Annotated in this window: 14 protein-coding genes and 2 tRNA genes; 12 read left to right on the forward strand and 4 right to left on the reverse strand. The window is 66.6% G+C overall.

From position 1 onward, the window contains the following. Positions 1–345: 345 nt before the first annotated feature. Entirely contained in the window at positions 346–1191 is an 846-nt protein-coding gene (locus IFT55_RS14105; RefSeq protein ID WP_192092983.1) for a hypothetical protein, read from the reverse strand. A 3-nt stretch (positions 1192–1194) separates the two neighbouring features. Then, positions 1195–3852, reverse strand: coding sequence for an alanine--tRNA ligase (gene alaS, locus IFT55_RS14110; RefSeq protein ID WP_192092984.1), 2658 nt, complete (start codon positions 3850–3852; stop codon positions 1195–1197). Positions 3853–3964: 112 nt separating this feature from the next. On the opposite strand from alaS, the gene IFT55_RS14115 reads away from it, so the two are divergent. Genes IFT55_RS14115 through IFT55_RS14130 form a run of 4 tightly spaced genes read left to right on the forward strand, consistent with a single transcriptional unit; the run spans position 3965 to position 7630 of the window. Next, complete coding sequence (locus IFT55_RS14115; RefSeq protein WP_192092985.1) at positions 3965–5311, forward strand: dicarboxylate/amino acid:cation symporter; 1347 nt, start codon at positions 3965–3967, stop codon at positions 5309–5311. After that, positions 5311–6135 carry a tryptophan 2,3-dioxygenase gene (locus IFT55_RS14120; RefSeq protein WP_192092986.1) on the forward strand — a complete coding sequence of 275 codons (825 nt, stop codon included), beginning with the start codon at positions 5311–5313 and terminating at the stop codon, positions 6133–6135. Before IFT55_RS14115 ends, IFT55_RS14120 begins: the two co-directional genes overlap by 1 nt. Beyond that, the gene (gene kynU / locus IFT55_RS14125; RefSeq protein WP_342029320.1) at positions 6132–7361 is read left to right on the forward strand and encodes a kynureninase; all 1230 of its coding nucleotides are present in this window, start codon (positions 6132–6134) and stop codon (positions 7359–7361) included. Before IFT55_RS14120 ends, kynU begins: the two co-directional genes overlap by 4 nt. 50 nt (positions 7362–7411) lie before the next feature. Further along, complete coding sequence (locus tag IFT55_RS14130; RefSeq protein ID WP_192092987.1) at positions 7412–7630, forward strand: DUF3072 domain-containing protein; 219 nt, start codon at positions 7412–7414, stop codon at positions 7628–7630. 65 nt (positions 7631–7695) lie between these two features. Here IFT55_RS14130 and paoC read toward each other — a convergent pair whose 3' ends face one another. After that, complete coding sequence (gene paoC, locus IFT55_RS14135; RefSeq protein ID WP_192092988.1) at positions 7696–9870, reverse strand: aldehyde oxidoreductase molybdenum-binding subunit PaoC; 2175 nt, start codon at positions 9868–9870, stop codon at positions 7696–7698. Positions 9871–9880: 10 nt separating this feature from the next. Beyond that, positions 9881–11635: a DNA mismatch repair endonuclease MutL gene (gene mutL / locus IFT55_RS14140; protein WP_192092989.1), complete on the reverse strand. Its 1755-nt coding sequence runs from the start codon at positions 11633–11635 to the stop codon at positions 9881–9883. A gap of 140 nt (positions 11636–11775) precedes the next feature. Here mutL and IFT55_RS14145 point away from each other — a divergent pair, with 140 nt between their 5' ends. From IFT55_RS14145 to IFT55_RS14180, 8 genes are all read left to right on the forward strand, one after another. Continuing rightward, positions 11776–12819, forward strand: a complete 1044-nt coding sequence (locus IFT55_RS14145) for a rod shape-determining protein (protein ID WP_192092990.1) — start codon at positions 11776–11778, stop codon at positions 12817–12819. Between the two features lie 16 nt (positions 12820–12835). Beyond that, positions 12836–13738, forward strand: a complete 903-nt coding sequence (gene mreC / locus IFT55_RS14150) for a rod shape-determining protein MreC (protein WP_192092991.1) — start codon at positions 12836–12838, stop codon at positions 13736–13738. Then, positions 13735–14235, forward strand: a complete 501-nt coding sequence (gene mreD / locus IFT55_RS14155; protein WP_192092992.1) for a rod shape-determining protein MreD — start codon at positions 13735–13737, stop codon at positions 14233–14235. The genes mreC and mreD overlap by 4 nt, the downstream gene beginning before the upstream one ends. After that, positions 14232–16271 carry a penicillin-binding protein 2 gene (gene mrdA, locus IFT55_RS14160; RefSeq protein WP_192092993.1) on the forward strand — a complete coding sequence of 680 codons (2040 nt, stop codon included), beginning with the start codon at positions 14232–14234 and terminating at the stop codon, positions 16269–16271. Before mreD ends, mrdA begins: the two co-directional genes overlap by 4 nt. Further along, entirely contained in the window at positions 16268–17404 is a 1137-nt protein-coding gene (rodA, locus tag IFT55_RS14165) for a rod shape-determining protein RodA (RefSeq protein ID WP_192092994.1), read from the forward strand. Before mrdA ends, rodA begins: the two co-directional genes overlap by 4 nt. A 110-nt stretch (positions 17405–17514) precedes the next feature. Continuing rightward, a tRNA-Lys gene (locus IFT55_RS14170) sits at positions 17515–17590 on the forward strand. A gap of 16 nt (positions 17591–17606) precedes the next feature. Beyond that, positions 17607–17682: transfer RNA gene (locus IFT55_RS14175), tRNA-Lys, on the forward strand. A 65-nt stretch (positions 17683–17747) separates the two neighbouring features. Next, the gene (locus IFT55_RS14180) at positions 17748–18794 is read left to right on the forward strand and encodes a LacI family DNA-binding transcriptional regulator (protein ID WP_192092995.1); all 1047 of its coding nucleotides are present in this window, start codon (positions 17748–17750) and stop codon (positions 18792–18794) included. The last annotated feature ends 123 nt before the right edge of the window (positions 18795–18917 follow it).

Here is an 18917-nt window from a genome sequence, read left to right on the forward strand (position 1 = left end):
GGGTCGGCCGCTCGGGCAGGCTCCTGGGCGCCGATAGGTCACTGTCGATGCAGGAGCGTTCCTGCACGGACCGATACCGGTGCTACCAGCGTTCGGCATTTGGCACAGCCGGGCATATCTAAAGCCCGTTGGTATCAATGGTGATCGTTGGCGTGCCAGTCGAAGCATTTCGACGTTCGTTCAGAACATAACGGAATCGATGCGTATCGATCATACGGCGTGCCGGATGCAGCGATCATTCGCTTGAAGCGGTCCGCATCCGCGCGAGCGTGGTCCCGTCGCGCAGTAATCTCCTTTCTCGATCGGATGCAGCGGCACCGCGTACGAACACAGATCAGGCTGACCTCAGCGTTTGCCGGGGGTCGTCAAGGCTCGCGTCAACGCCTGCCTTTGCGCGCCGTTACGCTGTGCCGGCGACATGCGGTAATATGCGCGAAGATAGGCAAGATCGAAGGGCGTTGCGGTATCCGGTGAGGGATCGGCGTCGAACAGCGACAGGATCGACCGACCGCCGCCACCCGGCCGGGCGTCCGTGAACGCGCGCATCGCGGCGTAATCCGCCAGTTGAGTGGTCGTCCGACCGGCCACCGACCGACGGTCGATCATCACCACCGCCAGTCCGATGTCGCGTCGGACCGGCTGATACAATCTGGTCGGGAACGAGACCTGCTGCGTCGGAACGCCGTCCGCACCCGGTGCAAGGGGTACGCCGTCCCGACCGACGGTCGCGGCAATCGACCACGCCAGCGCGGGACCATCGGTCTTCTTCCATCGGCCGATCACCGCATGGTCGAGACCATGGAACAGCGCAGGCCGTCGGTTCAGCATGGGTTGAATCTGCCGGGCGGGATCGGGCGCAAAGATCACCAGCACATTGGGGATGCACCCGTCCGCCGCGACGTCCAGCCCTGCACCTACCGCCAGCCGGGTCATGCGATCGGCGATCGACCGGAGTAACCGAGTGGGAAGTCCGCCGGCTGCGACGCAAACCGGCTCGGCGAAGCGAGCCATCGGCGTATCATAGTCGAGCCGTGGCGCGACTTCCCGAACGAAGCGATTCGCTTCCTCGGTGTCGGACGTGGGTCGAGCAGTCACGACGATTTCGTCCGGCGGGGTCTGGCGTTCGGGCGGGGCCGGCGTGGCCTGTCCCAGTACCGCTATCGCGACCGACATCACCGTCGTGGCCAGCATGCTTTATCCCCCCAGAATATCCCGTATTGCGGCGATCGCGTCCGCTGCCTTGCTGCCATCGGGGCCACCGCCCTGCGCCATGTCGGGGCGGCCCCCGCCGCCCTGCCCGCCGAGCGTTGCGACGGCGGCCTTCACCAGATCGACCGCACTGACAAGTCCGACCAGATCGGGCGAGACGCCGACCGCGACCGAGGCACGGCCGTCATTGACCGCGACCAGCGCGACGACGCCGGATGGAACACGCTGGCGAGCGTCGTCGATCGTCGATCGCAGCGCCTTCGCTTCCAGCCCGTCGATCACCTGCCCAAGAAACGCGATATCGCCCACCTGCTCGGGACCGGCAGGCGCAGTCGCTGCCCCGCGGCCGGCTGCCCCGGACAGCGCCAGTATCTTTTTCGCGTCGGCAAGCTCGCGTTCGAGCCGGCGACGATCCTCGACCAGTTGCGCCACGCGTGCGGGCACTTCGTCGGGCGTCGCCTTGAGCGTAGCCGCCGTCTCACGCAGCTTTTCGTCGCGCGCGCCCAACCACTGGCGGGCAGCTTCGCCCGTCAGTGCCTCGACCCGGCGGATGCCGGACGACACCGCGCCTTCGGACACGATCTTGACGAGGCCGATCTCGCCCAGCGCGCCGACATGTGTGCCGCCGCACAATTCGATCGAATAGGTGCCATCGGTGTCCTCGCCCATCGAAACGACGCGGACCTCCTCGCCATATTTCTCGCCGAACAACGCCATCGCGCCCATGGCGATCGCGTCGTCGGGGGTCATCAGGCGCGTCGTGACCGCGCCGTTACCGCGCACCTGAGCGTTTACATCAGCCTCGACCAGCGCCATCGCGTCGGCGGCGATGGGCGACGGCTGGGAAAAGTCGAAGCGCAGCCGGTCGGGGGCGACCATGCTGCCCTTTTGCGCGACATGCGTGCCCAGCCGCTGGCGCAGCGCCTCGTGCAGAAGATGCGTTGCCGAATGGTTGGCACGGATCTGCGCACGCCGCGCGGTATCTACGGTCAGGTGGACGCTGTCGCCGACCGTGATCGTACCGGCGTCCAGCGTCACGATATGCGCATGCAGCTTGCCGAGCTGCTTGGCGGTATCGGTGACGCGTGCGGCCAGCCCGGCGTCGCCGGTCATCGTGCCGGCATCGCCGACCTGCCCGCCGCTTTCGGCGTAGAAGGGCGTCTGGTTGGTCAGCACCAGCACCTCTTCGCCCGGCTGCGCGGTGTCGACGCGCTGGCCGTCGCGGACGATCGCCACGACCTGCCCCTCACCCGCTTCCACCGCATAGCCGATGAATTCGGTCGCGCCGGCCTGTTCGAGAATATCGAACCAGACGTCGTCGGACGCCTTGGCCCCCGATCCCTTCCACGCGGCGCGGGCGGCGCGCTTCTGTTCGGCCATCGCGGTATCGAAACCGGTGCGGTCGACGCCGAAGCCCTGCGCCCGCAGCGCGTCTTCGGTCAGGTCGTACGGAAAGCCATAGGTGTCATACAGCCGGAACGCGGTTTCCCCCGCCAGCGTCGCGCCTTCGGCCATGCCGGCGGTCGCTTCGTCGAGCAGTTTCAGTCCCTTGTCGAGCGTGCGGCGGAACTGCGTCTCTTCCTGTCGCAGCGTCGCTTCGATCAGCGGCTGTGCGCGCAGCAATTCGGGATAGGCGGCACCCATTTCCTGGACCAGCGACGGGACCAGCCGGTGCATCAACGGGTCTTTCGAGCCCAGCAGATGCGCGTGCCGCATGGCGCGACGCATGATCCGGCGCAGCACATAGCCGCGTCCGTCGCTGGCCGGCAGCACGCCGTCGGCGATCAGGAAGCCCGATGCGCGCAGATGGTCGGCGATGACGCGGTGGCTGGCCTGCGTCTCGCCCTCCGCGCGCGTCGCGGTCAGGTCGCACGATGCCGCGATCAATGCCTTGAACGTATCGGTGTCGTAATTGTCCGACACGCCCTGCATCACCGCCGCGATGCGTTCCAGACCCATGCCGGTGTCGATCGACTTCTTCGGCAGTTCGCCGACGATCTCGTTCGCATCCTGCTCATACTGCATGAACACGAGGTTCCAGATCTCGACGAAGCGGTCGCCATCCTCGTCCGGGCTGCCGGGGGGGCCGCCGGGGATTTGGTCGCCATGGTCGTAGAAGATCTCCGAACACGGACCGCACGGGCCGCTGTCGCCCATCGCCCAGAAATTGTCCTTGGTCGGGATGCGGATGATCCGGTGATCGGGCAGCCCCGCGACCTTGCGCCACAGATCGAACGCTTCATCGTCGGTATGATAGACGGTGGCGGTCAGCCGGTCGGCGGGCAATCCCCACTCGCGCGTCAAAAGGGTCCAGGCGTTTACGATCGCCTGTTCCTTGAAATAATCGCCGAACGAGAAATTGCCGAGCATTTCGAAGAAGGTGTGATGCCGCGCGGTATAGCCGACATTGTCCAGATCATTGTGCTTGCCGCCGGCGCGGACGCATTTCTGCGACGAGGTCGCCGTGACATAGGGTCGCGATTCCAGCCCGGTGAACACGTTCTTGAACGGCACCATGCCCGCGTTGACGAACATCAGCGTCGGATCGTTCTGCGGCACCAGCGGTGCGGACGGAACGCGCGCGTGCCCCTTCCCGGCGAAGAAGTCGAGGAACGAGCGGCGCACGTCATTGGTCGAGGTCATGGGATCGCTCGATACGCAGCGATTGCGCGCTTGCCAAGGTGCCCGCGCGCACGGGGCTTGACCGAAGGCGCGCAATCGCTTCCCTAAGCGACCAGACAACCGGGAACGATGCATGGCCAAGCGGCTTACGACCTATATCCTGATCGCGCTGGTCGCGGGCCTTGTGCTCGGATGGGCGCTCAATGCGTCGATCGACGACGGCGGTGGCGCGGGTTCGGCGCAACTTACGCAGATCGCCGGCTATTTCTCGATCGTGACGAGCCTGTTCCTGCGGCTTATCAAGATGATCATCGCACCGCTGGTCTTTTCCACGCTGGTCGTCGGCATCGCGCATATGGGCGACAGTTCGGCGCTGGGCCGGGTGGGACTGCGGTCGCTCGGCTGGTTCCTCGGTGCCAGCCTCGTATCGCTGACGCTGGGGCTGTTGCTGGTCAATCTGTTGCAACCGGGGGTCGGGCTGGGCCTGCCGCTGCCGCCCGTCGCCGCCGATGCCGGACTGACGAAGGCCGCGTTCAATCTGAAGGACTTCATCGCGCATCTGGTGCCGGCATCGGGCATCGAGGCGATGGCGACCAACGAGATCCTGCAGATCGTCGTCTTCTCCGTCTTCGTCGGCGTGGCGCTGACGGCGGTCGGCGAAAAGGGTGCGCCGCTGGTCCGTGCGCTCGAAGGTCTCGTCGCGGTGATGTTGCAGATCACCGATTACGTCATGCGCGTCGCGCCGCTGGCCGTGTTCGCGGCGGTGGCCGGAACGCTGGCGGAACGCGGACCGGGTGTGATCGGCGACCTCGCCTATTTCATGGGCAGCTTCTATCTCGGGCTGGCGGTGTTGTGGGCGGTGCTGCTGGGCGTGGCGTTCCTGATCATCGGGCCGCGCGTCGGTACGTTGATCCGGTATCTGCGCGATCCGATCCTGCTGGGATTTTCGACGGCATCGTCGGAAGCGGCCTATCCGCGCACGCTGGAGGCGCTCGACCGGTTCGGCGTGCCGCCGCGCATCGCCAGTTTCGTGCTGCCGCTGGGCTATTCGTTCAACCTCGACGGATCGATGATGTACATGACGTTCGCGTCGATCTTCGTCGCGCAGGCATATGGCATCGACCTGAGCTGGCCGCAGATGATCACGATGCTGCTGGTGCTGATGGTCACGTCGAAGGGGATTGCGGGCGTGCCGCGCGCCAGTCTGGTGGTCATCGCCGGGACGATGGGAATGTTCGACATTCCCGAAGCGGGGCTGTTGCTGATTCTTGCGGTCGATCACTTCCTCGACATGGGGCGCACCGCGACCAACGTGATCGGCAATGCCGTCGCCGCGACCGTGATCGCCAAATGGGAGGGCGGGTTCGACCGGCCCGAACCCGCCGAGATCGAGCCGTTGCCGACGCCGTCCGGCCATTTGCGCACCGACGTGCCGGACAGCTTTCGCGACGTCGGCGGCCCGCCGCCACCGGTGATCTGATGGAAACGCGGCAGGCGGACCGCCCCGCCCCGCCCGCGAGCGGACCGACCTATAGCAGCTATCTGAAGCTCGACGCGGTGCTGAACGCGCAGGCTCCGTTGTCGGATACGCATGACGAACTGCTGTTCATCGTGATCCATCAGGCGTCGGAGTTGTGGATCAAGCTGTGCCTGCACGAGCTTTCGGCGGCGCGGGCGGCGGTCATCGACGATCGGCTGGGCGCGGCGTTCAAGATGATGGCGCGGGTCGCCCGCATCCAGCAGCAGCTGATCCAGAGCTGGGAGGTGCTGGCGACGATCACCCCCGCCGATTATTCGGCGATGCGCGGGCGGCTGGGCGGCAGTTCGGGGTTCCAGTCGGTGCAATACCGGTTGCTGGAATATATGCTGGGCAACAAGAACGCGGCGATGCTGAACGCGCATGTCGGCGACGCGCCGGCCCAGGCGCAATTGACCGCCGCGCTGGGCAAAACCAGCCTGTACGACGAGGCGCTTCGACTGCTGGCACGGCGAGGCTTCACGATCCCGACCGACCGGCTGGAGCGTGACTTCACCCTGCCCTACGTCGCATCCGACGGGGTCGAGGCGGCGTGGAAGCAGGTGTACGAAGCGCCCGACCGGTGGTGGGAGCTGTACGAACTCGCGGAAAAGCTGGTCGATCTGGAATATCGCGTACAGCTTTGGCGGTTCGGGCATCTCAAGACGATCGAACGGATCATCGGGTTCAAGCGCGGCACCGGCGGCACGGCAGGCGTGCCCTATCTGGCGAAGGTGATCGACGACGTGTTCTTTCCCGAATTGTTGAGCGTGCGGGTGGCGCTGTGACGCTGGACGATGCGATCGCGATGGATGCGGCCGATCCGTTGCGGGCGATGCGCGAGCGGTTCGTGCTGCCCGACAACGTGATCTATCTCGACGGCAACTCGCTGGGCGCGCTGCCGCGTACCACCGCTGTGCGCGTGGCGGAGGCGGTGACGCTGCAATGGGGCGACGGGTTGATCCGCAGCTGGAACCGCCACGACTGGATCGGCGCGGCGAAGCGCGTCGGCGGGCGGATCGCGCCGTTGATCGGGGCCGAACCGGGCGAGGTGATCGTCGCCGATTCGACCTCGGTCAATCTGTACAAGCTGATCGTCGCCGCGCTGAAGGCCCGGCCGGGTCGCCACACGATCCTGTCGGAACCGGGCAATTTCCCGACCGACCTGTACGTCGCCGACGGCGCGGCGTGGAGCGTCGGCGATGCGCAGGTCCGCACGCTGCCGGTCGCGGAGATCGTAGCAGCGATCGACGACGATACCGCGATCGTGATGCTGACCCACGTCCACTACAAGAGCGGCGCGATGCTCGACATGGCGGCGATCACCGCGGCGGCGCAGGCGAAGGGTGCGCTGGTGCTATGGGATTTGAGCCATAGCGTGGGTGCGGTGCCGGTCGACCTGAACGGCTGCAATGCCGATCTGGCGGTCGGGTGCGGGTATAAATATCTGAATGGCGGACCGGGCGCGCCAGCATTCCTGTATGTCGCCGAACGGCATCACGCGGCGTTGCGCTCGCCATTGTCGGGATGGATGGGGCATGCCGCACCGTTCGATTTCGAGGACGGCTATGCACCGGCCAACGATATCGGACGGTTCCAGTGCGGCACGCCGCCGATCCTCGCGCTGGCGGCACTGGAAGAGGGCGTCGCGCTGTTCGACGAGGTCGCGTTCGACACGCTGGTTGCGAAGTCGCGGCAGCTGAGCGACGCGTATATCGCGCTGGTCGAGGCACGGTGCGGCGATCAGGGCTTCACCCTCGTCTCTCCGCGCGACGCGGTGCGGCGGGGAAGCCATGTGTCGTTCGCGCATCCGCAAGCCTATGCGATCTGTCAGGTGCTGATCGATCGCGGCGTGATCGGCGATTTCCGTGCACCGGACGTTCTGCGAATGGGATTCACCCCGCTCTATACCGGCTTTGCCGATGTGTGGCGGGCGGTAGAGATCTTGCGCGACGTGATGGTCACGGGGGCGTGGGACGCGCCCGCGTACCATGCGCGCAATGCGGTGACCTGACCGGAACAAGCAGCGAACATCGGGGTTGGTGTCGGCGAAAGGAATTTCCCATGACCGATACCCCGAACCCCAAGAGCGAGCCCTTCTCGAACGCCGAAAAGGACCCGGACGACTGGACGACCGGCGACGAGAAGATGACCGGCGCACAGGCATCGTATCTGAAGACGTTAAGCGAGGAAGCCGGCGAGCAGTTCGATGATTCGTTGACGAAGGCGGACGCATCGAAGGCGATCGACGCATTGCAGTCGAAGACCGGTCGCGGGGCGTAAGCCAAAGATTTCGGCGAAGCCGAACGCCACCCCGCCCTGTGTTGGGGTGGCGTTCGGATCGTTCTCTACTCCAGCCCCGCCAGCAGCTTGTCGAGCGTGATCGGGTAGTTCCGCACGCGGACGCCGCAGGCATTGTACACCGCGTTGGCGATCGCCGCGCCGACGCCGCAGATACCGAGTTCGCCGACCCCCTTCGCTTTCATCGGCGATGACAGCGGGTCTTCCTCATCGAGGAACACGACTTCCTGATGCGGAATGTCGGCATGTACCGGCACATGATATTCGGCGAGGTCGTGGTTGATGAACCCGCCCATCCGGGCGTCGACGACCAGTTCCTCGGTCAGCGCGGCCCCTACGCCCATCGTCATAGCGCCGAGTATCTGACTGCGCGCGGACTTTGGGTTCAGGATGCGACCGGCGGCGAACACGCCGGTCATGCGGCGGACGCGGACTTCCCCGGTGTCGCCATCGACGCCGACTTCCACGAAATGCGCCCCGAACGTCGCCTGTACGAATTTCTTCGTCAGATCGCCGAATTCGATCCGGTCCTCGACCTCGATACCGTCGCCGCCCGCAGCCTCGCCCAGCGCGACCGAATGGTTGCCCGACCAGATGCGCCCGTCGGCGAAGCGCGCCGTGGCCGGATCGAACCCGGCGGCTTCGGCAATGCGATCGCGTAGGCCGACACAGGCGGCATAGACGCCCGCCGTCGAGCTGTTCGCACCGAATTGTCCGCCCGACCCGGCGGACACCGGGAAGTCCGATTCGCCCAGCCGGACGACGACCTGCGCCAGATCGACGCCCAGCATCTCGGCGGCGGTCTGTGCGAGGATCGTGTAGCTACCCGTGCCGATATCGGTCATGTCGGTCGTGACGGTGACGATGCCGTCGCCGCCGATGCCGACCCGCGCCGCCGATTTCAGCACGATATTGCCGCGATAGGCCGCCGCCATGCCCAAGCCGACGTGCCACCGCCCGTCGCGCACCTGCCCCGGCACCGAATTGCGCGCCGACCATCCGAACCGCTGCGCGCCTTCGCGCAGACAGCCGATCAGATCGCGGTGCGAGAAGCGGCGATCGGGCTTCTCCGGGTCGACCTGCGTATCGTTACGGATGCGCAGTTCGACCGGATCGATCGACAGTTTTTCGGCGAGCTCGTCCATCGCCGCTTCGATTGCCATCATGCCGACCGCCTCGCCCGGCGCGCGCATCGCGCTGGATTCAGGCAGGTTCAGTTCGGCCAGCCGTTCCTCCACCAGCCGATGGGGTGCGGCGTATAGTTGGCGCGTCTGCGATCCCGCGCCTTCGGGACTGCCGCCGGGCAGATCGCCCGACCAGCTGTCATGCCCGATCGCGGTCAACCGGCCGTCGGGCGTCGCGCCCAGCCGGATGCGCTGGATCGTCGCCGACCGATGGGTCGTGTTGTTGAACATCTGCGGCCGGGCCAGCACGACCCTGACCGGACGCCCCAGCCGCCGCGCCGCGACCGCCGCCAGCACGGCGTCGGCGCGCACCCACAGCTTGCCACCAAAGCCCCCGCCGACATGATGCGCGACGATGCGGATGGCGTCGCACGGGATGCCGAGTATCGCCGCCATGTCGCGCTGCGCCCACGCCACCATCTGGTTCGCGGTCCACAGCGTCAGCCGGTCGCCGTCCCACGCCGCGATCGACGCGTGCGGCTCCATCATCGCATGCGCGTGATCGGGCGTGGTGTAGGTCGCGTCCAGCGTGACCGGCGCGGCGGCGAAAGCGGTCGCGAAATCGCCATGGCCGTGGCTTGATTCGGGTTTGTTGGGTGCCCGTGCGGCGCCGGCTAGGTCGAACGCGCCTTTATTCTCGGCATAGTCGACCCGCACCAGCCGTGCCGCTGCGCGCGCATTCTCGAAGCTGTCGGCGACGACCAACGCCACCGCCTGCCCCAACTGGTCGACCTGCGGCCCGGCCAGCATCGGCACGTTGTGATCTTCGCCCAACGCCAGCGGGCCGGCGTTTTCATAGTCGATCACGTCGAGGACGCCCGGCGCGGTGCGTGCATCGGCCGCGTCGATCGCGACGATCCGTCCGGTAGCGATCGTCGCGCCGACCATCACGCCATAGACGGTGCCCGGCACGTCGAATTCGGCGGCATAGGTCGCGCGGCCCGATACCTTGAGCGGCCCTTCGATCCGGTCGGTCGGGCGGCCCAGCACCCGCATCGCATCGGTCGGGTTCGCGCCTGCGGCCTGCGTGAATTTCATCGGCGGATTCCTATTTGCGGCCGAACAGGCGTTCGATATCGCCATGCGCCAGCTTGATCCAGGTCGGGCGCCCGTGGTTGCACTGACCCGAATGGGGTGTCACCTCCATTTCGCGCAGCAAGGCGTTCATTTCCGCGACCGACAGGATGCGTCCGGCGCGAACCGACCCATGACATGCCATCGTTGCCGCGACGTGATCGATCCGTTCGGCCAGCGACAGCGCGGCATCGTGCGCGCGAATCTCGTCGGCCAGATCGGTGACGAGGCCGATCACGTCGCTATGGCCGAGGATGGCGGGCGTCGCGCGGACCAGCATAGCGCGCGGGCCGAAGCGTTCGAGGTCCAGCCCGAACCCGGCCAGTTCGGCCGCACGATCCTCCAGCGCGTCGCACGCGACTTCGTCGAGTTCGACGACCTCGGGGATCAGCAACGCCTGAGACCGGACACCGCCCGCCGCCATCGCCGCCCGCATCCGTTCGAGGACGAGGCGTTCGTGCGCGGCGTGCTGATCGACCAGTACCAGCCCGTCCTCCGCCTCCGCGACGATATAGGTCTTCGCGACCTGTCCACGCGCCGCGCCCAGCGGGAACTGGCCGGTCGGCGGCGGCGGGGCGGCGGCGACTTCGGCGCGGGCCTGTGGCGGCGGGGCGAAGAAGCTCGGGCGCGTTTCGTGAAAGGCAAAGCCGGTCGCGGGGGACGGCATGGCCGTTTCGGCTAGCGGGGCAAGCGGTTCGGCGACCCACGCCGCCATCGCCTGTTCGCCCGGTCGCTGCGCCGAACGGAAGCCCGCTTCGTCCAGCGCGCGGCGCAGACCGCCGACGATCAGGCCGCGTGCGGCGGCGGGGTCGCGGAACCGCACTTCGGTCTTGGCGGGATGGACGTTGACGTCGACCAGATCGGGGTCGACGTCGAGGAACAGCGCGACGACGGCATGCCGGTCGCGCGCGAGCATTTCGGCATAGGCGCCGCGCACCGCCCCGGTCAGCAGACGGTCGCGCACCGGCCGGCCGTTGACGAACAGATACTGGTGGTCCGCCACGCCGCGATTGAAGGTCGGCAACCCGGCCACCCCGCCCAGCCGCATCCCCTCGCGTTCCCAGTCCAGCCCGACCGAATTGGCAGCGAGCGCCCGGTCCGTCAGCCCTGCGACGCGTTCGGGACGCGTTTCCCCGCCCTGCACGCCGAGCACGCGGCGGCCGTCATGTTCGAGCGTGAAGGCGATGTCGGGTCGCGCCATCGCCAGACGTTTTACCTGATCGACGCAGGCGGCGAACTCGCTGCGCGGCGAGCGCAGGAACTTGCGGCGGGCGGGTACGCGGGCGAACAGCGCTTCCACCCGGACGCGCGTGCCCGGCGGGACGGCGGCGGGGCGATCCTCGACCACCTGTCCGTTGTCGACGGTGCGCAACCAGCCCTCCGCACCGGCCGGGCGGCTTTCGATCGACAGTCGTGCCACGCTGGCGATCGACGGCAGCGCTTCCCCCCGGAAACCCAGCGTCATGACCGCGTCGATCCGGTCGTCTGGCAGCTTCGAGGTGGCATGACGTTCCAGCGCCAGCGCCATGTCGGCCGGCGTCATTCCGCAGCCGTCGTCATTGACCTCGATCAATTCGGTGCCGCCCGCCGCGATCCGCACGACCACGCGGGTCGCACCGGCATCGATCGCGTTCTCGACCAGTTCCTTCAGCGCGGAAGCAGGGCGTTCCACCACTTCTCCGGCCGCGATACGGTTGACGAGATGCTCGGGGAGACGGCGTATTGACATGGATGACGCTCTAGCCCAATCGGCCTCATCCCGCGACCTGGAAGTGCCCATGGGCAACCGATCGGATAGCCGTTCGGACGGGTCGGGGTACAAGCTGCGAACCGCCGCGTCGGGACACGCGGACAAGAACGGAAGTATCGATGGCCTTCTTTTCGCGTTTCTTCAAGTTCATGTCGCACGACATGGCGATCGACCTCGGCACCGCCAATACGGTGGTGTATCTGCGTGGTCGCGGCGTCGTGCTCAACGAACCGTCGGTGGTGGCGGTCGAAACGCTGAACGGGGTCAAGCGGGTCAAGGCGGTCGGCGACGACGCCAAGCTGATGATGGGCAAGACGCCCGGTTCGATCGAGGCGATCCGTCCGCTTCGCGACGGGGTGATCGCCGACATCGACGTCGCGGAACAGATGATCAAGCACTTCATCCAGAAGGTGCACGGCCAGCGCCGTTTCATCCGCTGGCCCCAGATCGTGATCTGCGTGCCGTCGGGATCGACCAGCGTCGAACGTCGCGCGATCCGCGATGCCGCGTCGAACGCCGGCGCTTCTCAGGTGTGGCTGATCGAGGAGCCGATGGCCGCCGCGATCGGCGCCGACATGCCGGTGACGGAGCCGATCGGCAGCATGGTCGTCGACATTGGCGGGGGCACGACCGAAGTCGCGGTGCTGTCGCTGCGCGGCCTCGCCTATTCGACCAGCGTCCGGGTGGGCGGCGACAAGATGGACGAAGCGATCGTCAGCTATGTCCGCCGCAACCACAATCTGTTGATCGGTGAAGCCACGGCGGAGCGGATCAAGCAGGAAGTCGGCACGGCCAAGCCCCCCGCCGACGGCATCGGCACGCTCATCTATATCAAGGGTCGCGACCTGGTGAACGGCGTGCCCAAGGAAATCCAGATCAATCAGGGACAGATCGCCGAGGCGCTGTCCGAACCGGTCGCCGCGATCGTCGAGGGCGTTCGCATCGCACTGGAAAACACGGCGCCCGAACTGGCTGCCGACATCGTCGATCAGGGCATCGTGTTGACCGGCGGCGGGGCGTTGTTGCAGGGCATCGACGAAGTGCTGCGCGACGAGACCGGATTGCCGGTGACGGTCGCCGAAAACCCGCTGACCTGCGTTGCGATCGGCACCGGCCGCGCGTTGGAAGATCCGATCTACAAGGGCGTCTTGCTCGCCGTCTGACGAAGGGGTCGGAGGCATGGCGCCGCCGCGCAACCGCCGTCCGGGTTTTTCGCGACGGGCGCAATATACTGTCTTCGCCGCCTATGTCCTTGCGGCGACGGGTGCGTTCGTCGGCGCGATCCTGCTGATCATCTCGGTCATCGACCCGCGCGCCTTCGCATCGCTGCGCGGTGCGGTGCGCGAGGTGACGACGCCGCTGTCGACCGGGCTGGACTGGGCATGGGACGGCGTCGCATCGGTGCCGCGCGGCATCGGCGATTATTTCGGCGCGGTGGACGAGAACCGCCAGTTGCGCGCACGTGAGGAAGCGACGCGCCGCTACCTGATCCAGGCGCGACGGCTGAACCGCGAGAATATGCGGCTGCGCGTGCTGTTGGCGCTACGCGACCGATCGCCCGCACCGGTCGTATCTGCGCGGCTGGTCAACAGTTCGGCCAGCAGCACACGACGTTATGCGACGCTAAACGCAGGATCGCGGCAGGGCGTGCGTCGCGGCCAGCCGGTGCGCGGTCCCAACGGGCTGATCGGCCGCATCGTCGAAACCAGTCCCAATACCGCCAGCGTCCTGCTCATCATCGATACCGCCAGCATCGTGCCGGTCCGCCGTACGCGCGACGGATTGTCGGCGATCGTCGCCGGCCTTGGCGACGGGATGGTCGAGGTCCGATCGGCCGGCATCGCCAACGCCGCGATGCTGGCTGGCGACGTGTTCGTGACGTCGGGCGCAGGCGGTATCTATCCGCCCGGCGTGCCCGTGGCGCAGGTGGCGCGCAGCGGCCGCGACGTCGTGCAGGCACGGGTCTTCGCCGATCCCGACGGGCTGGACTTCGCGCTGGTAGAACGCGCGTTCCTGCCCTCGCCCGTGCCCCGCCCCACCCCCGACGCAACGCCCACGCCCGCCGCGCCTGCACCCGAATGAAGCTGCTGGGTCCGGCCGACGACGGCGCGCAGTACAGCGTTACGCGCAAGGCGATCGGCAGCATCCTGATCGGTTCGATCGTCACGCTGATCCCGGTCGTCGCATCGGTTCCGTTCCTGCCGCCGTGCGGGCTGCTGATGCTGCTGGGCTGGCGGCTGCTGCGTCCCGACGCACTGCCCGTCTGGGCGGCGGCACCGCTGGGCCTGTTCGACGATCTGGTCAGCGGCCAGCCGATCGGCAGCGCGGTGCTGTTATGGCAGATATGCGCCCTGACGATCGATCTGGTCGACACGCGGTTGCTGGCGCGCGATTTCTGGCACGACTGGTTGTTGGCGGGTGGATCGATTGCATTTTGCCTGATCGCCGGACGCGCCTTTGCCTCGACCTTGGCTGCGAACGTCGATACGGTGCTTCTATTCCAGATTTTGGTATCGATCGCGTTGTTCCCGCTGGCAACGCGGCTGTGCACGGCGCTTGGCGGCCATGAGGATGAATGAGCAGGATCGTCACCGAAGCCGCGCAGGCGTTCAGCTTTTCGAGGCGGGCGATGGTGCTGGGCGGCGCACAGGCAGCGGTCGGGCTGGTGCTGGCCGGGCGGATGGCGTGGCTGTCGGTCGCGGAGAACGAGCGCTATAACCTGCTGGCGGAGAGCAACCGCGTCAACCTGACCATGATTCCGCCACGGCGGGGATGGATCATCGACCGGTATGGCGCGCCGATCGCAAACAACCGCACCGATTTCCGCGTCGATCTGATCCCCGACCGGCTGGAGGATCGCGACCGGGTGCTGGGTGAACTGCGCACCCTGCTGGCACTGACCCCCGAAGACATGGCGCGCATCCAGACCGATCTGAAACGCGCGAGCAGTTTCCAGCCGGTGCAGGTCGCCGAGAATCTCGACTGGGAACGCTTCGCGGCGGTCAGCGTCCGGTTGCCCGAACTGCCGGGCGTCCAGCCCACGCGCGGTTTCTCGCGCAGCTATCCCGGTGGCGCGGCGGTCGCTCATCTGACGGGTTATGTCGGTGCGGCGACCGCCGAACAGTTCAAGGAAACGCGCGACCCGTTGATGGTGACGCCGGGCTTCAAGCTGGGCAAGGACGGGCTGGAAAAGGCGCTGGAGCCGCAGTTGCGGGGCAAGGCCGGGGCCAAGCGGGTCGAGGTCACAGCGCGCGGACAGGTAGTGCGCGAACTGGAAACCCGGCCCGACCAGCAGGGCCGCAATGCGCGCCTGACCGTCGATCTGGGGCTTCAGGAGTTCGCGGCGCGGCGGATGGGCCCGAATTCGGGGTCGGCGGTGGTGATGGATGCGATCACCGGCGACGTGCTGGCGATGGTGTCGATGCCGGCCTATGATCCCAACAGCTTTTCGGACGGGATCGGCCGGCTGGAATGGAAGATGCTGTCGGACGACGACCATATTCCGTTGATGAACAAGACGTTGCAGGGACTGTATCCGCCCGGGTCGACGGTCAAGCCGATGCACGCGCTCGCGATCCTGAAAGCCGGGATCGATCCGCGCCGCCGCGTCAATTGCAGCGGTGTGTTGCAGGTCGGCACGGGACGGTTCCATTGCCATAAGCGACGCGGGCATGGGCCATTGGATATGGTCGGGGCGGTCGCGCAAAGCTGCGACATCTATTTCTACACGATGGCGCGCGAACTGGGATATGACAGCTTCGCACCCACGGTGCGCGCGATGGGGCTGGGGCAGGAATTCGAGCTGCCGTTCCAGTCTCAGCGATACGGCACGGTGCCCGACAGCGCGTGGAAGCTGCGCAAATACAAGCAGAAATGGACCGTCGCGGATTCGGTCAACGCATCGATCGGACAGGGATATGTCCTGACCAATCCGTTGCAACTGGCGGTCATGGCCGCGCGGCTGGCGCAGGGTCGGCAGGTGGTGCCGCGACTGTTGCTCGACCGGCCGCACGAACCCGCGCCGTCGATGGGCATCGCACCCGAAATGCTCGACACCGTTCACCGCGCGACGTGGGCGGTGGTCAATGGCGGCGGCACCGGCGGACGATCACGGTTCGTCGGACTGCCGCCCGAGATTCAGCTGGCGGGCAAGACCGGCACGGCACAGGTCCGGCGCATCACCATGGCCGAACGCCGAGGCGGCGTGCTGGGCGACGCCGCGCTGCCGTTTCGCATGCGCGACCATTCGCTGTTCATCGGATACGCCCCCGCTGACAAGCCGCGCTACGCGGTGTCGGTCGTGCTGGAACATTCGGGCCATATCTATACCGCCGCCCCGATCGCCAGCGACATCCTGTCGTGGCTGTTCGACCGGGAAAAGGCGATGGCCCGGCTGGAGCCGCTGGAAAAGGAATGGGGTGGCGACGTGCAGACCCGCATGGCGACCCAGTGGCGCACGTTCCAGGCTGCGCAGGCCGCGCCGGTGCTGTCGGTCCCGGCCACCCCCGCCGACGTGGAGGGGGCGACGACCAACGTCGTCGATTCGGCCGTCGCCAACCAGACAGAGCCGGACCCCGCCGTCGCCCAGTCCAACATCACGCAGCGCACCGAATGAAACGCATCAACCAGACGACGTCGCACGGGCTGGGCTTCGTTCCCGCCCCACTGGCGAAGCTGCCGTGGGGCGTGCTCATATTGTTGCTGGCCATCGGCGGGTTCGGGCTGGTCGTGCTGTTTTCGGCCGCCGGCGGCAGCGTCGACCCATGGGCGTCGCGGCAGGGCGTGGCGTTCGCGATCTTCCTGTGCATGGCGATCGGGCTGTCCAGAATACGCGTGTCGTTCTGGCAGAATCTTGCGTTGCCCGCCTATGCCGGGATCACGGTGTTGCTGGTGCTGGTCGAACTGCTTGGCGCGGTGAAGGGCGGATCGCAACGCTGGCTCGATCTCGGCTTCATCCGGGTGCAACCATCTGAATTCATGAAACCGGTAATCGTGCTGGCGCTGGCCCGCTTCTATGACTTGCTGCCCGCTGGCGAAATACGCCGATTCGGCGCGGTATGGCCCGCTGCCTTGATGTTAGGTATTCCGGCTGGGCTGGTGATGCTGCAACCCGATCTTGGCACGGCGCTGATGATCACGGCGGGGGGGTTGACCGTCATGTTCCTTGCGGGACTGCCGATCCGCCTGTTCGCGGGTGGTGCGCTGGGTCTCGCGGTCGCTGCGCCGCTCGCCTATCATTTCCTGCTGCACGACTATCAGCGTAACCGCGTGTTGATCTTCCTCGACCCCGAAAGCGACCCGCTAGGCACCGGATACCACATCAGCCAATCCAAGATCGCGATCGGATCGGGCGGCATTTTCGGCAAGGGGTTCCTCGAAGGAACTCAGAGCCATCTCGACTATCTCCCTGAAGGGCATACCGATTTCGTGTTCGCGACGATGGCGGAGGAATGGGGGCTGGTCGGCGGCGTGCTGTTGATCGCGGCGTTCATCCTGCTGGTCCGCTGGGGCGTGGGCGTCGGCGTCAGGGCTGAAGGCCGGTTCGCCAAGCTGGCAGCGGGTGGGCTGGCCACCACGATCTTCTTCTATGTCGCGATCAACCTGATGATGGTGATGGGGCTGGCCCCGGTGGTGGGTATTCCGTTGCCGCTGGTCAGCTATGGCGGATCGGCGCAGATGACGGTGCTGGGATGCGTCGGACTGCTGATGGCGATCGACCGCGAGAACCGCGAACGGGTGCGGTTCTGACGGAAATTGCCGCCGGGCGGATAATTGGGGTTTGCTTGCGCGCGAACCTTCGCTAAAGGCCGCCCTCCAACGGCGGACGGCAACCCCGACCGCCCCATCGCGCAGGCGACGGACGCATAGCTCAGTTGGTAGAGCAGCTGACTCTTAATCAGCGGGTCCTTGGTTCGAGCCCAAGTGCGTCCACCACCTCCTGTCCCGCGACGGACGTATAGCTCAGTTGGTAGAGCAGCTGACTCTTAATCAGCGGGTCCTTGGTTCGAGCCCAAGTGCGTCCACCATATCCAACCGGTTGTTTCGGATACAAAGGTTGACATCGCACCGCCGCGTCGGCGTGATGCCGCCCATGCAGCCTATCAGTGCGCGCCCGGTCCGGCGCATCACCATCGTCGAGGTCGCCGCCCATGCCGGCGTCTCGACCAAGACCGTATCGCGCGTGTTGAACGGCGAACCGCATGTGAAGCCGGCGGTACGCGAACGCGTGCAGGAGGCGGTGCGTGCGCTGGACTATCATCCCAACGTCATGGCGCAGGGGCTGGCGCGGCAGCGATCGCACCTGATCGGCCTCGTCTATGAAAACCCCTCCCCCAGCTATGTCGTCGAATTGCAGATGGGCGTGCTCGACCGGTTGCAGGGCGAACGCTACCGGCTGGTGGTGCTGCCGGTCCAGTCGGTGGCGGCGCATGAAGGCGAGGTCGTCGGGCTGTTGCGGTCGGCGGCGGTCGACGGTGCGGTGCTTGCACCGCCGGCATCGGACAACCGCCGCGTGCTGGACGGGCTGGTCGCGATCGGCATGCCGTTCGCCCGGATCGCGCCGACCCGCTGGCCGGAGATCGGGCCCGGTATCGAGGTGGACGACGTCGCCGCATCGCGTGAGATCGCGGCGCATGTGCTGGCGCAGGGACACCGCCGCATCGCGATCATCAAGGGCGATCCGACCCATGCCGCGTCCGCCGCGCGGATGATCGGGTATGAACTGGCCTTTGCCGATGCCGGCGTGCCGATCGATCCCGCGCTGGTCGTCGACGGACTGTTCACGTTCGATTCGGGTTTTGCCGCCGCGACTATGCTGCTGGGCCGTGCGGACCGTCCGACGGCGATCCTCGCGCAGAACGACGATATGGCGGTCGGAGCGCTGACGGCGGCGCGCGCCGCCGGCATCGACGTGCCGACCGCATTGTCGATCGCGGGGTTCGATGATTCCGAAGTCGCGCGGATCACATGGCCGCGGATCACCACTATTCGCCAACCGGTGTTCGAAATGGCAGTCAGCGCGACGTCGATGCTGCTCGACCGGCTTGCGGGCGAAGCGGTCCCGGCGGCGACGCGGCATCAGCATCAGTTGATGGAACGCGAATCGGTTGCACGGGTGCCACGGGACGCTTCGCTCTAGCGCTGTCCCGATACACGCAATACAGCAGCGTCGGAACGGCGTGCTGCAGGGTGCGCGGATACAAGAGATGACAGGCTCGGGTTGATCCGCGATCGCGGACGGGGCCGCAGCGTATTGGGAGCC

The sequence above is a fragment of the Sphingomonas sp. CFBP 13720 genome (assembly GCF_014842075.1).
Lineage (GTDB): Bacteria > Pseudomonadota > Alphaproteobacteria > Sphingomonadales > Sphingomonadaceae > Sphingomonas.